Source organism: Enterobacter cloacae complex sp. 2024EL-00227 (assembly GCF_043945315.1).
In the GTDB taxonomy this organism is placed as follows: Bacteria; Pseudomonadota; Gammaproteobacteria; order Enterobacterales; family Enterobacteriaceae; genus Enterobacter; species Enterobacter roggenkampii.
Genome location: NZ_JBIMQP010000009.1, coordinates 222,181 through 236,254, shown reverse-complemented (window position 1 = coordinate 236,254; position 14,074 = coordinate 222,181). Strand labels below are relative to the sequence as shown.

Sequence of the window (14,074 nt, the reverse complement as noted above, 5' to 3'; positions counted from 1 at the left end):
TCAAAAATCCCAAACGTTCACGAGGCTGCCAGTTGAGGCAGCCTGTCTTATCTGTTGACTGGATTAAAATGCGACTCGCTACAGATAACGAAGCATATTATACTTGCTCCTCCACTCGTACAGGAGGCAGCAACTCACGTGAAGGATACATATTACAACGACTTAACGATCAATACGCAAATTCAGAGTGAGCTGGACGCGTTTTTTGAGGACTTCAAAGGGATCGTCTTCGCCTACGCCATTATGAACAAGAAAGATCCCTCACAGATGAGGATAATCAATAACAGTCCAGAGTGGTTTACTATCTACCTTGAAAAAAAATATCAGTTCATTGACCCTGTTATCATTCGGGCTTTGCGCTGTGTGGAAGATTTTTTCTGGGAAAGTGATGTTGTCCTGTCAGATGGTTATAACCTGACGCGTATTTTCGACGAAAGTGTCCAGTATGATATTTATCAGGGACAGACGTTTCCTCTGCATGACTATTTGAATAATCTTGTTGTCTTATCCGTCATCAGTCCTAAGCATTCTGGGATTGACATTGAAAAATATCGGCCGCATTTTCTACGTTTCCTTGTTCAGTTACACCAGAAGACACTCAATCTGTATAGTCAGCATCAGCAGAAAAAGAATGTTTTCCTGTCGCCACGTGAGCGCCAAATCCTTAAATGGGTCAGCGCCGGAAAAACGTACGCAGAAATTTCTGTTATATTGTCTATTGCTGAGCGCACCGTTAAATTCCATATGGGCAACATCATGAAAAAGCTCGGCGTGAATAATGCAAGGCACGCAATAAAACTTGGAACGGAACTCCGGTTACTGGAGGACTGAGCCTCAGCCACTGGTTATAAATGGCGTAAGTGCTCGAGCATTTCGCGAAGCCAGTGACTGGATTTGTCTTTGCTAATAATGTCTTCAATAATGCTGGTGCTGGCGGGCATATAAATATAGTAAATAACCTCGCCTTTTTCAGAAACACCACGCTGAATAACTTCAACTTTCCAGTTCGCATGGCGAAATATGGCATACATTCCACGACTGGCTACAGCATACATTCCATGATATTTGTTCTTCATGCAATAAATATTCATTGCAAGAAACAATGCTTTACTGGCGGGCACGCCATGCAGACTTGCGGAATCTCGTATTTCTTTATCTAAAAATAAACGGCTCACTTCACAACAAGGAACATCTGCGGGAAAAATAATGGGGTTGTCGAAATAATTATGAAAAATTTCGCTTATCATTGTGGGCTGCGTTGCGTTAATAAATCGTGCGCCGCATAACAGTTGTCCATCATACATACCCAGTAAATATGTCGTGTTATGGGAATCAAATTGATCCTTCTCCATACCTTCGACGCATTCCACTTTCCAGTCGAGTCGGTCCCGAAACGTTTTTCTCCGGAGTCGGTAAAGTTCGCGCGCTAATGCTGGGGGTAAATCATCGTAGTCGTGTAAAAAAAATTCAATGACAGAATTCATGCTCTTGTTCCTGATAATAACACCTGAAACTATTATCACCTGTCTTTTAGGACAGCTTTCATTGTGCTGCATATTCCCTATACTTAAAAAGTACCTGACCACGAAGTTCTCGCAAAACTAAGCGGCCAGGAGGTCAAAGACCTACGAAACACCAGGGATATACCCATCGATGATTATCTAATATTTAAAGTTTCGGGTACAGAGCATAAGAAGCACTTTGCCGATAAAATATTAAAAAACAATAATCATAAAATAATTACAATAAATGTATTGCCCCTTAATCTTTTAAGGGGTAATATTTCCTTTTTATTATTTTTTTTGCACTTCTCTTCATTTTCAGACTCTGCTGGCTTCATCTGGCCAAACACCCTCGCCAATACCGCTTTGCAGGCATCTGCCTGTGCTATTCTTGCAGAAACATGCAAAACGGAGAATTGATAATGGCCGACTGGAACCCTTCTCTTTACCTGCAATTTGGCGCAGAAAGAACGCGTCCGGCCGCAGAACTGCTCGCCAGAGTTCCTCTGGATGAGGCCGCTACCATCGCGGATTTGGGCTGCGGACCGGGAAACAGCACCGCGCTGTTGAAGCATCGCTGGCCTTCTGCTCACATCACCGGGGTCGATAACTCCCCTGCCATGCTCGAGGAAGCACGCGCCGCCTTACCCGATTGCCATTTTGTAGAGGCCGATATTCGTCAGTACACGCCCGGCCAGCCGCTGAGCCTGATTTATGCCAACGCGTCGCTGCAATGGATTCCGGACCATTACGATCTCCTGCCGCATCTTGTTTCCCTGCTTAAGCTAAATGGCGTACTGGCGGTCCAGATGCCTGATAACTGGCTGGAACCCACCCATGTGGCGATGCGTGAAGTGGCGCTGGAGCAAGACTATCCAGACCGTGGCCGCGAACCGCTGCCGGGCGTGCATGCTTATTACGATATTCTGTCGGAAGCTGGCTGTGACGTGGATATCTGGCGGACAACCTATTATCACAAAATGAGCTCTCATCAGGCGATTATTGACTGGGTAAGCGCCACCGGCCTGCGCCCCTGGCTTCAGGAACTGAACGAGAGCGAGCAGAAACGGTTCCTGAAACGCTACCATGAACTGCTGGAAGAGCAGTATCCGCTCCAGGAAAACGGGCAGATACTGCTGGCTTTTCCAAGGTTGTTTATCGTGGCTCAACGCCAGCCCTGATCCGATTATGAGCGGGCTTCTTTGAGCAGCTGCTGGATAACTTTTTCCTGTTGCTCATAGTCACCTTCGCCAAAGGCGGTATAGCGCAGCTGCCCTTTGGCATCAAAATAGTAATGTGCTGGCCAGTACAGATTGCCGAACGCATTCCAGATTTGATAGTTGTTATCCGTCACCACCCGATACGGCAGTTGCCATTTATTCACCGCATTTTTAACCGACGACAGCGGTTTCTCCCAGGGATATTCCGGGGTGTGAACGCCAATCACCACCAGACCTTGCGGCTGGTACTTTGTGGCCCACTCCCGCACATGGGGGAGCGTATGCTGGCAATTAATGCAGTCCCACGTCCAGAAATCAATCAGTACAACCTTTCCCCGTAACGATTCAGACGTGACAGGGTCACCGTTTATCCACCCTGTTCCACCGCTTAGCGAAGGCAGCTGGCTGCTGGGCTCTGTCATGACTACCGGCTGGAGCTTCACCGGCGCGGTGGCAGGTTTCGCCAGATTCAAGAGCGCCGTCTCAAGACGGTCCGCGACGCCGTTTGCCCCTTTCAGCCGCGAAGTCATCCCCGTCGCGTTCAGGACGACCGCGGCTAACATCGCCACCCCCGCCCCCTGACGCAGCTTCGCCATTAGCGCCGATTTTGCTCTCAGTGGTGCCATCAGCGAGCGTCCACCGAACACGAGTAGACCCAGCATCAGCGCGCATCCGCTGCCATAGGCGGCAAGCAGTGCGCCTGTGGCGATGGCCGAATGCCCCGCAATATTAATGCTGAAAATCGCGCCCAGAATAGGCCCGGCGCAGGGAGACCAGAGCAGCCCAACCGCTAGCCCAGCCAGAAAAGCCGATGCCATTCCGCGCGTTTGCCCGCTGCGGCTGTTGAGAACATTTCCCGCGCTGACGGCCGGTCCCGCAATACGCTGGGCGAAAGACGGGAAAATCAAGGCCAGCGCGGCGGTGGCCAGAATGACGAGCGCGATCCAGCGCCCGACAATGGTTGCCTCTGTTATCCACTCGCTGGCGACGGTGACGACCATTGCCACCAGAGTGAACATCACGATCATCCCCGCAAGCAGGGCCAGAATATGCCGACGCTGCCCCTGGAAACCGGCGAACAGGAGTGGAATAACCGGGAGCGTACATGGGCTGAGCAGGCTTATCATCCCGCCCAGAAAAGCGATTACCAGAAACATAGTGACCTCACATGACATGTCCTGCGACACTGCAGTGAGGCTATTTCATCGTGCGGATGTGTTCAGGGTATGTGTAAACGCGTGGGTTTTGTCTGGCTCTGTATCGCCCAGGCCGGGAGATACAAAGCCGTACAATTCTACGAACGACGCGGTAGCGTAATGGCGACATCCAGTCCGCCCCCGGCGCGGTTCGCCAGCCTGAGTTTTCCTTCCAGTTGTGCGGTCAGCTGCGCGGCAATCGCCAGGCCGAGTCCTGTCCCGCCGGTATCGCGGTTACGCGAGGTTTCAACCCGATAAAACGGCTGCAGAACCGCCTCCAGCTCGGCTTCGGGTATTCCCGGTCCGTCGTCAATAATGTGAATAATGACCTCGCTGTCCGACGAAACGTCTATCGCAATCGCAGCACGCTCGCCGAATTTGAGGGCGTTGTCCAGCAGGTTGGTCATCACCCGGCGAAGCGCCTGCGGCCGCGTGACGATGGGCAAGCGGGTTTCGCTTGCCTGAAAGTGCACGTTTTTACCGATGTCCTGATAATCGCAGGCGATGCTGTTGATCCAGGCGTTCAGCTCCAGCTTCAGTGACGTCTCCTCCAGTGATTCCGATGACCGGGCATACGCAATGCCCTCCCGCACCAGACGAGACATATTATCAAGGTCGTTCAGGAGCTTGTCGCGAAGTTCAGGCTCTCCGGCCATTTCGACGCGCAGCTTCATGCGGGTAATGGGCGTCTGGAGATCGTGAGAAATCGAGGCCAGGATCTGCGCGCGTTCCCGGAGATAAGACTGTATGCGCGCCTGCATGGCGTTGAAGGCATGCGCTGCCCGCTGCACCTCAAGCGGCCCTTTTTCCGTCATAGGCGTGCTGGCCGCCGGATCCAGCGCATCCACCGCGCGGGTAAAGTGTGAAAAAGGCCGTACCACCTGCCGCACGGCGATCCAGGCGCAGACGGCCAGTACGAGCAGCTGCAGGGTGAGGACGACCGGTAGCCAGCTGGCGACGGGCGGCATGCGTGGGATCAGGTCAATGGTCAGCGGTGCGCCATCACGTAACGTAAGGTGGGCCTGAATATGTGAAATGGCGCCAGGAACGGCGGTAAAGCGAAGCGGGTAATGCGCGGCCAGCGTCGCTTTTAAGGTTCTGATGGCGTCCTGCGAACGCTTATCCGTCGGCGCTGCGCCGGGTTCCCCTGTGCCCAGGATATAACGATAGTTACCTCGTTCAAGCCGCGGCAGCCAGGCGGCGCGTTCGCTGGCCGGTAAGCGGTCTAAAATGGCGACGCTGGTTGCGACATCGTTTTCCAGATTACCGAGCATCACCGTGCGGGCGCTGTGCATGCGTTCAACCATGACCAGCGTCAGGCTCAGGGCGTTAGCCAGCAGCAGACCGGCCAGCACGACGAGCAGCAAACGGGCCAGCAGCGAGCGCGGCCAGATCGTCATTCGTTAACCTCTTTGATGGTCACCGGCATCGTAAAGACGTAGCCTTCGCTGCGCACGGTTTTGATATAGGCGGGCGTGCGGGCATCTTCATTGAGACGCTGGCGAACCCGGCTAACCAGCAGGTCGATTGAGCGTTCAAACAGCTCGGCGTCTCGCCCCTGCGTCAGGTTGAGCAATTGGTCTCGGGTCAGCACGCGCTGCGGATGGTCAAGGAAAACGCGCAGCAGACGATACTCCGCTCCGCTGAGCGCGACGATCACCCCTTCCGGGTCGATTAAGTGGCGAGCGACGGTATCGAGCTGCCATTCACCGAACATCACCAGACGCCCTGCTTCCGTCACCTGTAAATTGGGCGGCATCGCGCGAAAACGCCGTAAAATCGCTTTAATGCGCGCCAGCAGTTCACGCGCGACAAACGGCTTCACGACGTAATCATCCGCCCCCATTTCCAGACCCAGGATCCTGTCCGTCTCCTCGTTACGCGCGGTCAGCATCAGAATGGGCAAATCTTTATACTTCCCGACGCGCAGCTCTCGACACAGCGTAAGGCCGTCGTCACCGGGCATCATGATATCCAGCACCACCAGGTCGATATGCTGTTTATCCAGCACGGCACGCATCTCTTTGCCGTTCGCCGCGCCGGAGGCGCGATAACCGGACTTAACGAGATAGTCGACAATCAGTTCACGAATATCCCTGTCGTCATCGACGACAAGGATGTGGTCAATATGTTCCACCGAACTCTCCAGACCGAAGGGTAACGTACTGAAAATAGCACATTTCACAGCTTATCCGCGTCGATAATCGCCTTAACGAAATCCTGCGGATCTTCCTGAGGCGGATTGTGCCCCACGGTTGCGCCGAAGGTGCGGTGCTCATATTTGCCGGTAAATTTAGCTGCATAGGCCTGCGGTGCCGGATGCGGCGCGCCGTTGTTGCCGCCCTCGATGGTGATCGTTGGTACGGTGATATTCGGCAGCGTGGCCAGTTTTTGCTCGTAGCGGTCGTATTTGCGCTCGCCTTTTTCCAGCCCTAAACGCCAACGATAGTTACTGAGCGTCACCGCGACGTGGTCCGGGTTATCGAGGGATTTGGCGCTGGCGTTAAAGACCGCGTCGCTGAATTTCCAGTCAGGCGAGGCCTGCGACCAGATTAAGCGCGCAAAGTCATGCGTGTTTTTGGCATAGCCTTCCGCACCGCGCTCTGTCGCAAAATAGAATTGATACCACCACTGCTGCTCTGCTTTTGGCGGCAGCGGCTGTTTGCCAATCTGCTGGCTGCTGATGAGATACCCGCTCACCGACACCAGTGATTTTACGCGCTCTGGCCACAGCGCCGCGACGATATCCGCCGTCCGGGCGCCCCAGTCATAGCCTGCAAATACCGCCTGCCTGATATTCAGGGCATCCATCAGATTAACGATATCATTCGCCATCGCCGAGGGCTGGCCGTTGCGCGGTGTGTTTGCTGACAGGAAGCGCGTGGTACCGTAGCCGCGCAGAGACGGCACAATGACCCGGTACCCTTTTGCCGCCAGAGCGGGTGCGACCTCGGCGTAGCTGTGAATATCGTAGGGCCAGCCGTGCAATAAAATAACCGGCTGACAGTCCTTCGGACCAATGTCGACATAACCGACGTTCAGATCGCCAGCGTTAATTTGCTGGGGATGATCAAAGGCGGCCGCGAAATTCGTGCCGGTGGCTTCCGCCTGACAGGACATCACGGTGCCAAGCGAAACGGTCAGTGCGAGGGTTGAGTAAGCAAGTTTGCTGAACATGTTGGTATCTCCGGTTGAGTACAATTCACGGGGATATCACAACACCTCAATGTATAGCGGATATGTGCGAAAGCGTGTTTATTGCAAGCCTGTGTATGTATCCGGGACGCTGATACAGTGTGATTCAAACACAGGCCTTGAAGTCTTAGAGGGAGAGACGGTAGCGGACGTAGTCGTCAGCTTCACCATATTTGTCATAAAGTTTACGCGCCGGATTGTTCTCCCGGGTGACCCAGTACAGTTTCGACCACCCTTCGCGCTTGCCTTCCTCAATCAGAGCGTCAATGAGCGCCTTACCGGCCCCCGCCCCGCGTTCGGCAGCATCAACAAACAGATCTTCCAGGTAGCAGATGGGCGCGGTTGACCAGGTGCCTTCGTGCAGAACACACATTGCGAAACCGATGATCTTTTCGTCCTTCTCCACGACCCGGCAGAACATCGATGAATGCGCTGAGAGCGCCCTTTCCCAGGTCGCTGCGGTGACGGATTCCTCAAGGTAGCAATCATAAAAATGGGTATAGCCGTCCCACAGCGGTCGCCATTGGGAATAGTCGTCTTTGCATAGAGGTCGTACCGTAACAGCCATGTTTTCCTCACATTACAGAGTAATCGCCATTTCAAAACAGCGTAAATCAGCCCCCGCCATACGCGAGTGATGATAGTTTTCGCGCAGCGTCACAAACCCCAGCTTCTGATAAAACGACTGGGCGTTAGGCGTTGCATCAAGCGTCAGGCGGGTTATCCCCCGGCTACGGGCCTCATGTTTGAGGGCCTCGATAATCCGGGTCGCCATGCCTTTGCCGGAGGCTGCGGGCAAGGTGAAAATCGCCTCCAGGCAATGGGTATCCAGATCGAGGTAGCCGGTTGCCGCAACATCGCCCTTTTCATCTTCAACCACGTAAAAAGGGTATTCAATGACCATTTGCCGATAGCGTTCGGGCATCAGATCGGGCGTCCAGCGCGCAATGACCTCAGCGTCGTAACTGGTTGTACAGCCGTGACGAATCGCCTGATTGCGTATATTCCAGAGTGTTTCGGCTTCCTGTGGCGTGGCTTTTCGTAATGTCATAACCTCCCCTTTAACGGCTTTTTAGCCGCATTTCCCGTGCCAATCTGGCAAGACGCTGAGTACGACAATAGAGCGTAAACAGAACAAAGCCGCTGCCGTTCATCACCACCCGACAAAGTAACAGCGCGAAAGATGCAATGACGTGTGGCCAGAGGCTTCCATCATGAGAAAGCATGACATGTAGAACCTGAACGAGGGTCGTTATCAGCAGGATGATGAACAACGCCATAAAGCCCGACAATCCCGACGTCTTTCCACGAGCCAGTAGTACGCTTGTCACAATGAGCGCGCCTGTCATCGTCAATGATGGTAAGAAAAAGCTCAATGCATGATGTAAAGGTGACAAACCCTGCAACGTGCTGAGAAAAGGCAAAAGGTTTAGCGCAAACGCCACTAAAAACAGAGGTAACAGCATAGCTACCGGGTAAGGATTTTGACGCGGAAGCTCGCTGAGGGGGCGCGAAAAATACCGTTCCAGCTCGGGAGTGGAATTATCCAGAAGGCGGGTATCACGACGAGCAATAGCCTCCTCTATATCTTTACCATGTTGCAGGAGATCCTGGAAAACCCGTCCGGTTAACAAACTCAAAAACTTCATCAGAATACCGCCAGTGACTGAATGGTACCGATAATGTATTTACCGGTCCGTGGTAAGTTACTGGGCGCTGCAATAACGCCGCTCACCGCACTTCCTGCTAATGCTGCGGCACTTGTTACCACTTGCCCAAGTTGTCGAGTGAGTTCTACCCCAGTGCTTTGAAATCGAAATCTGCAGCCCCTAAACCTGCCATTCGCGCATAATCATAACCGGGGAGATTGGTCTCAGGATTCATTCCAGGCAAAACCATACATTATTCCTTATGTGGGTAGGTAAGTTAGCCCAACTAATCTGATGGTAGTCGAACGCTCAGCAGAGCAAAATTTTGGTAGTAAATACGTTACAACGCAACTAAACAGAACGTCATATAGATGAAAATACCAGAACGCAAACAAAAGCATAACGCCTAAATAGGGAGATCCGCGCATGACGATACCGACGCTCACGACAGAACATTTACTGCTGAAACCGCTGGTTGCCGAAGATGCCGCCCAGATACAAACGCTGTATCCGCGCTGGGAGATCGTCCGTTATATGGTCTCTTCCGTGCCCTGGCCCTATCCGGATAACGGCGCGGAAAACTATGTCAACAACGTGGCGCTGCCGGATATGGCAAAAGGGATTGCCTGGTTCTGGAGCATCCGGCGACGTGAGGTGCCGGATGAATTGATGGGCATTATTTGCCTGTACGACGTCGAGGATAACAACCGCGGGTTCTGGCTCGCGCCGGAGTTTCAGGGGCACGGATATATGCGCGAAGCCAGCATTGCCGCGACGGATTACTGGTTCAACACGCTAAACAAATCCGTTTTGCGGGCCCCGAAGGCCGCCGCCAACAGCCGCTCCCGTCGTATTTCGGACAGTAGCGGCATGCGGCTTATCAGAACGGAGAAGAAAGCCTACGTCAGCGGGATGCTGGACTCCGAGCTGTGGGAGATCACCCGCGACGAGTGGAACGCCCGTCAGGTCAGCTGATAGTGCTTATCCGGCATCAGCCTGTCCGGAATGTTCTCTTCATCATTCATCTGCAGCAGATCGCGTTCCATCATGTTGCAGATGGCGTCCAGCGGCAGGTCGTTATCTTCCGTGCCAAACGGGTCTTCCAGCTCTTCCGCCAGGGTGTCCAGCGAAATAAAGGTGTAGGAAATCAGCGCCGAAACAAAGGGCGTCATGTAGTGCAGGTCCACAACCAGCGCGAACGGCAGCATAATGCAGAACAGATATACCGTGCGGTGCAAAATCAGCGTGTAGGCAAACGGCACCGGCGTGGTCGCAATGCGCTCGCAGCCGGAAAGGACGATAGACATGTCGTTCAGACGGTTGTTCAGGCTATGGAACAGAATGTCTGAGAGTTGCCCGTTTCGCCGCCGCACGGCCAGCCACTCCCCCATGATCAGCAAAATACGGTTCGCCGGTGAGTTGGCGTCCATGACTTTACGTAAATCCTCCGCAGCAAGATAACGAGAGAGCTGCTCAGCGTTCAGTTCCCGGCGCAGGGTCATGCGCAGACAGTTGGCGAAAGCAATCTGCAGACGGACAAATTCGCCGAGGTGCTTATCGTCGGGTAAGGTGTTTTTTACCTCGCGAAACAGCGAGCGTGCCGCTATCATCAATTGCCCCCAGAGCAGCCTCGCCTCAACGTAGCGTGAATAACAGGCGTTGTTTCTGAAACCCAGAAAGATAGCGATCGCCACGCCGAGAATGCTGAATGGCGCCACGGTAAATTTGATACCGAGCGAGGTATACCACGGTAACATCAGGATAACGGCGATAGAGAGCAGGAAGTTGAGCAGCAATCGGGTATAGATCTTGGGAAGTACCGAACCGTGCCAGACAAAAATCAGTTGTAGCCAGTGCTGTTTAGGACGAACGATCATAGTGAGTTTCAGGCAAGAAAAGAGCGAGGCTATTAAACGTGATCCCCGTCACCGTTGCAAGCTTGTTAACGGGACATTGCATTTTCTCCCCTGATTAGCGAAATTCGCACGGAGCTGCATGTGTTTTTTTAAAAACAAAGCATATAGTATGTTGTAACTAAATAGGCCTATTCAAACCCGGCCGAAGCCGGGTGAATGCATTAGCAAAGCGGTTTAACCGCGGCGCGCATGCCCTTAAGCAGAATGGCATCCAGATCCAGCGTGACCTGGTCGACAAGACCGCTTACCTGCGTCAAGTCCCGCTCCCAGTGGTCGCGTACGCTGAGCACCGACTGCACCAGTTCACGGGTGCTAAGCTGCCGATCGCGGTGCTGCGCCCACAGCTGCTGATAACGTTCCAGCCAGCGTGCATCATCCTGCACCGGATAGCTCTCCCCGTTACGCTCCGCGCGATAAAACGCGATCAATGCGGCCAGAGCAAACGTCAGGCGAGCCGGTAATTGCCCCGTCGCCTTCTGCCCTGCCAGCAGCTGCGGCAGGATGCGGGTACGGTATTTGGTCATACCGTTAAGCGCGATGGAGAGCAGCTGGTGTCTGATGTAGGGATTACGAAAACGTCCTGTCACCGCACTGGCGAACGATGCCAGCTCGTTACGCGGCAAATCGAGGACCGGAATGATCTCCTGATAAATTGCTTTTTCGACGAACGCGCAGACCTCGGCATCATTCATCGCCTCGCCTACCGTATCCAGCCCGGCCTGGAAGGCGACCGGCACCAGCGCCGTGTGCGCGCCGTTCAGAATGGCCACCTTGCGTTCTTTGTAGGGCATGATGTCATCGACAATCAGCACGTTTAACGGGTACTTATCCAGACGAAGTTCGTGCGAAAGAGATGCCGGTCCCTGAATCACAAACAGATAAAAATGTTCGGCCGTGTCGAGGAACCCATCGTGATAATCCAGTTCAGCCTCCAGTGCGGCCGCTTCATCGCGGGGATAGCCTGTCACGATACGGTCAACCAGCGTCGAGCAGAAGCTGTTGGCGTCGTTGAGCCACTGAATAAAGGCGGCAGGCAGCGCCCACTCCTGCGCATAGCGCAAGACGAGTTCGCGCAGTGCGTCACCGTTGTAGTCAATCAGCTCGCAGGGAATGATGATCCAGCCCTTGTCAGCCGCACCGTTGAAGTGGCTAAAGCGCTCAAACAGCAGACGCGTCAGCTTCGCCGGATAGCTCACCGCAGGGGCATCGTCGACGCTGTCACCCGCGTGGTAGCTGATACCCGCTTCGGTGGTGTTCGAGAATACAAACCGCATATCGGGATTGTGAGCCAGTTTCAGAAATGCGCCATAGTCGTCATAGACGCTGATTTCCCGGTTAACGGAGCGGATCAGCCGGGCCTCGCTCACCGCCTCGCCCTGCTCATTCAGGCCACGAACGATCGTGGTGTACAACCCATCCTGGGTGCTTAACGACGGCGGGAAGTCGCTCTGAATCGGGCGAACGATTACCACGCCAGCGTCAAGATCGGTATGTTCGTTTAACAGGTCAATTTGCCAGTCGACAAACGCACGCAGGAAATTGCCTTCACCAAACTGAATGATGCGTTCTGGATAGTGCGCACCGGGAAAATCACGACGGTTGAGCGTGTTCACAAGGGGGTTCCTTTTATGATTAGTCATACAACCTGATAAGATTGGTACGATAACTTATCAAAACTTAACGACCAGAAACCCTGTTTTGATCAATACGTCGCGTAGTTGTGCAGAAAAATTATAAGAACTTATAAAACACGGACGTGGACGTCATGGCACCGTCCGGCATCAGGGCATAGCGCGGGATCTCACCAACCTTTTGCCAGCCAGCACGCTGGTAGAAGGTCTCGGCCCCGCTGCCGGTGGAGGTATCGAGCACCAGCACAGAAATGTCTCTGGCCCGGGCCTCAGCCTCCAGCGCTTCCATTAACGCCATTGCGGCCCCTTTTCGACGCGCTTTTTCATGCACCAGCAGCTTCGCCACATCCGCCCGGTGCGGCTGGTTTTCCGGCTGGTCTGCGATCAGCTGCACCGTTCCAATGACCCCGTCCTGCGCATCGACGCAGGCAAGCACCAGCCGCTCGCCTCGCGCGACGCTTTCGGCAATACCGCGCCAGAAAGTACGGGCCTTGTCGTGGCTAAAAGGGAGCATAAAGCTGACGGATGCCCCGCCGTTTACGCAGTTTTCGAGGATCCCGGCCAGCGCATCAAGATGGATGAGGATCTCTTCCCGGGTGAGGGTTTTGATTTGCAGTGAGGTATTCATTGTTTTTCCTTACGTTGAATACGCTCACTTTGGGCTTAACAACTTATTAACACAAGCGGTTCGGACATAGGCTTTTATTATGTCACCGGGCGCGCTGGCGCTGCTGCTTCATGGCATACATCTTTTCATCGGCATCTTTTAACCACTGTTGCAGGTCGTTGCCGTTATGATCGAATTCACTGAGCCCCCATGAGAAGTGTAGCGACCACGGGTGAAGCTTGCGGGCGTTATAGCTTTCCACCTGCTCGGCGAGATACTGCATGGCTATCCAGGCGCCCTGCTCGTCGGTATCCGCGAACAGCACCGCGAACTCATCCCCGCCAAAACGCACCAGCATATCGGCCTCACGGAAAGCGCTGCGCATCAGCTGCGCCATAACTTTAAGCGCCTTATCGCCCTCTTCATGCCCGTAGCGATCGTTAATCTCCTTAAAGCGATCCAAATCCAGCCAGCCGAGCGTCAGCGGCTCCGCCCGGCGTCGGGCAACCGAAAGCGTAAACCGCACCAGCTGATTAAAGCCCCGGCGGTTGAATAAGCCGGTTAACTCATCCGTGGTCGCCGCGCTGATGGCGGCAAACTCATCTTCTGCCAGCGCGCCCAGGTCTCCCAGCACGGCAAGATCGGCCGCCGAGAACTCACGGGGGGCGTAATCAATCAGACACAGCGAGCCCACGCTGGCGCCGTCACGCAGGCGCAGCGGGAAGCCCGCATAAAAACGCACGCGAGGTTCACCCGCCACCAGCGGATTATCCGCAAAACGATCGTCCTGCAGCATATCCCCTACCACCAGCGGTGCTTCGGTGAGGATCGTATGGCCACAAAACGAGATATTACGCGGAACGGTGTCAGGCGCCTTGCCATCGGCCGACTTCACGATCAGCGAGTGCTCATCAATGAGGTTGACCATTGCCAGCGGCACCTGGAAGAAGCGCTTCGCCAGACGCGTAAGCCGGTCAAACGCCGGGGAACTGTCGATCTCAAGCAGACCTGATTCGCGCAGCGAGTTCAGTCTGTCTGTTTCATTTTCAGGGGTTGCAGGTGCTTTCATAATGTCTCCTGACGTAAAGCGTTACTCAAAGCGTAGCTTAAACAGTGACATTGTCAGTGTTCTGACAGTCTGTTAAGCCACTTGCTATT

Annotated in this window: 15 protein-coding genes; 3 read left to right on the top strand and 12 right to left on the bottom strand. The window is 54.0% G+C overall.

Annotation, left to right across the window (positions count from 1 at the left end; translation table 11 throughout):
- Positions 1–138 precede the first annotated feature (138 nt).
- Positions 139–831 carry a LuxR family transcriptional regulator gene (locus ACHH0Z_RS17145; protein ID WP_008503218.1) on the top strand — a complete coding sequence of 231 codons (693 nt, stop codon included), beginning with the start codon at positions 139–141 and terminating at the stop codon, positions 829–831.
- Positions 832–845: 14 nt separating this feature from the next.
- Here the strand turns inward: ACHH0Z_RS17145 and ACHH0Z_RS17140 are convergent, their stop codons facing one another.
- Positions 846–1,484, bottom strand: a complete 639-nt coding sequence (locus ACHH0Z_RS17140) for an acyl-homoserine-lactone synthase (RefSeq protein WP_032674790.1) — start codon at positions 1,482–1,484, stop codon at positions 846–848.
- A 440-nt stretch (positions 1,485–1,924) separates the two neighbouring features.
- Here ACHH0Z_RS17140 and tam point away from each other — a divergent pair, with 440 nt between their 5' ends.
- Entirely contained in the window at positions 1,925–2,683 is a 759-nt protein-coding gene (gene tam / locus ACHH0Z_RS17135) for a trans-aconitate 2-methyltransferase (protein ID WP_008503216.1), read from the top strand.
- Positions 2,684–2,688: 5 nt separating this feature from the next.
- Here tam and ACHH0Z_RS17130 read toward each other — a convergent pair whose 3' ends face one another.
- From ACHH0Z_RS17130 to ACHH0Z_RS17100, 7 genes are all read right to left on the bottom strand, one after another.
- Positions 2,689–3,879 carry a cytochrome c biogenesis protein/redoxin gene (locus tag ACHH0Z_RS17130; protein ID WP_023292413.1) on the bottom strand — a complete coding sequence of 397 codons (1,191 nt, stop codon included), beginning with the start codon at positions 3,877–3,879 and terminating at the stop codon, positions 2,689–2,691.
- Positions 3,880–4,016: 137 nt separating this feature from the next.
- A complete protein-coding gene (locus ACHH0Z_RS17125; RefSeq protein ID WP_045410181.1) occupies positions 4,017–5,318 on the bottom strand; it encodes an ATP-binding protein in 1,302 nt (433 codons plus the stop codon).
- The gene (locus ACHH0Z_RS17120) at positions 5,315–6,055 is read right to left on the bottom strand and encodes a response regulator (protein ID WP_045335759.1); all 741 of its coding nucleotides are present in this window, start codon (positions 6,053–6,055) and stop codon (positions 5,315–5,317) included. The genes ACHH0Z_RS17125 and ACHH0Z_RS17120 overlap by 4 nt, the downstream gene beginning before the upstream one ends.
- Positions 6,056–6,099: 44 nt before the next feature.
- Positions 6,100–7,095 carry an alpha/beta fold hydrolase gene (locus ACHH0Z_RS17115; protein ID WP_045410178.1) on the bottom strand — a complete coding sequence of 332 codons (996 nt, stop codon included), beginning with the start codon at positions 7,093–7,095 and terminating at the stop codon, positions 6,100–6,102.
- Positions 7,096–7,240: 145 nt separating this feature from the next.
- Positions 7,241–7,681, bottom strand: coding sequence for a GNAT family N-acetyltransferase (locus tag ACHH0Z_RS17110; RefSeq protein ID WP_021242490.1), 441 nt, complete (start codon positions 7,679–7,681; stop codon positions 7,241–7,243).
- Between the two features lie 12 nt (positions 7,682–7,693).
- Positions 7,694–8,164 carry a GNAT family N-acetyltransferase gene (locus ACHH0Z_RS17105; protein WP_008503210.1) on the bottom strand — a complete coding sequence of 157 codons (471 nt, stop codon included), beginning with the start codon at positions 8,162–8,164 and terminating at the stop codon, positions 7,694–7,696.
- 10 nt (positions 8,165–8,174) lie between these two features.
- Positions 8,175–8,762: a hypothetical protein gene (locus ACHH0Z_RS17100; protein ID WP_023292418.1), complete on the bottom strand. Its 588-nt coding sequence runs from the start codon at positions 8,760–8,762 to the stop codon at positions 8,175–8,177.
- Between the two features lie 426 nt (positions 8,763–9,188).
- On the opposite strand from ACHH0Z_RS17100, the gene ACHH0Z_RS17095 reads away from it, so the two are divergent.
- Positions 9,189–9,737: a GNAT family N-acetyltransferase gene (locus tag ACHH0Z_RS17095; protein ID WP_045410175.1), complete on the top strand. Its 549-nt coding sequence runs from the start codon at positions 9,189–9,191 to the stop codon at positions 9,735–9,737.
- On the opposite strand, the gene ACHH0Z_RS17090 is transcribed toward ACHH0Z_RS17095, so the two are convergent.
- From ACHH0Z_RS17090 to ACHH0Z_RS17075, 4 genes are all read right to left on the bottom strand, one after another.
- Entirely contained in the window at positions 9,725–10,639 is a 915-nt protein-coding gene (locus ACHH0Z_RS17090; protein WP_023292420.1) for a bestrophin family protein, read from the bottom strand. The two genes, ACHH0Z_RS17095 and ACHH0Z_RS17090, sit on opposite strands and share 13 nt — an antisense overlap.
- 200 nt (positions 10,640–10,839) lie before the next feature.
- Positions 10,840–12,291 (bottom strand): tagaturonate reductase, encoded by a 1,452-nt coding sequence (locus tag ACHH0Z_RS17085; protein WP_045410172.1) that lies wholly within the window; start codon positions 12,289–12,291, stop codon positions 10,840–10,842.
- A gap of 118 nt (positions 12,292–12,409) precedes the next feature.
- Positions 12,410–12,937 (bottom strand): GNAT family N-acetyltransferase, encoded by a 528-nt coding sequence (locus ACHH0Z_RS17080; RefSeq protein WP_045410169.1) that lies wholly within the window; start codon positions 12,935–12,937, stop codon positions 12,410–12,412.
- Positions 12,938–13,019: 82 nt separating this feature from the next.
- Entirely contained in the window at positions 13,020–13,985 is a 966-nt protein-coding gene (locus ACHH0Z_RS17075) for a sensor domain-containing diguanylate cyclase (RefSeq protein WP_021242497.1), read from the bottom strand.
- Positions 13,986–14,074 lie beyond the last annotated feature (89 nt).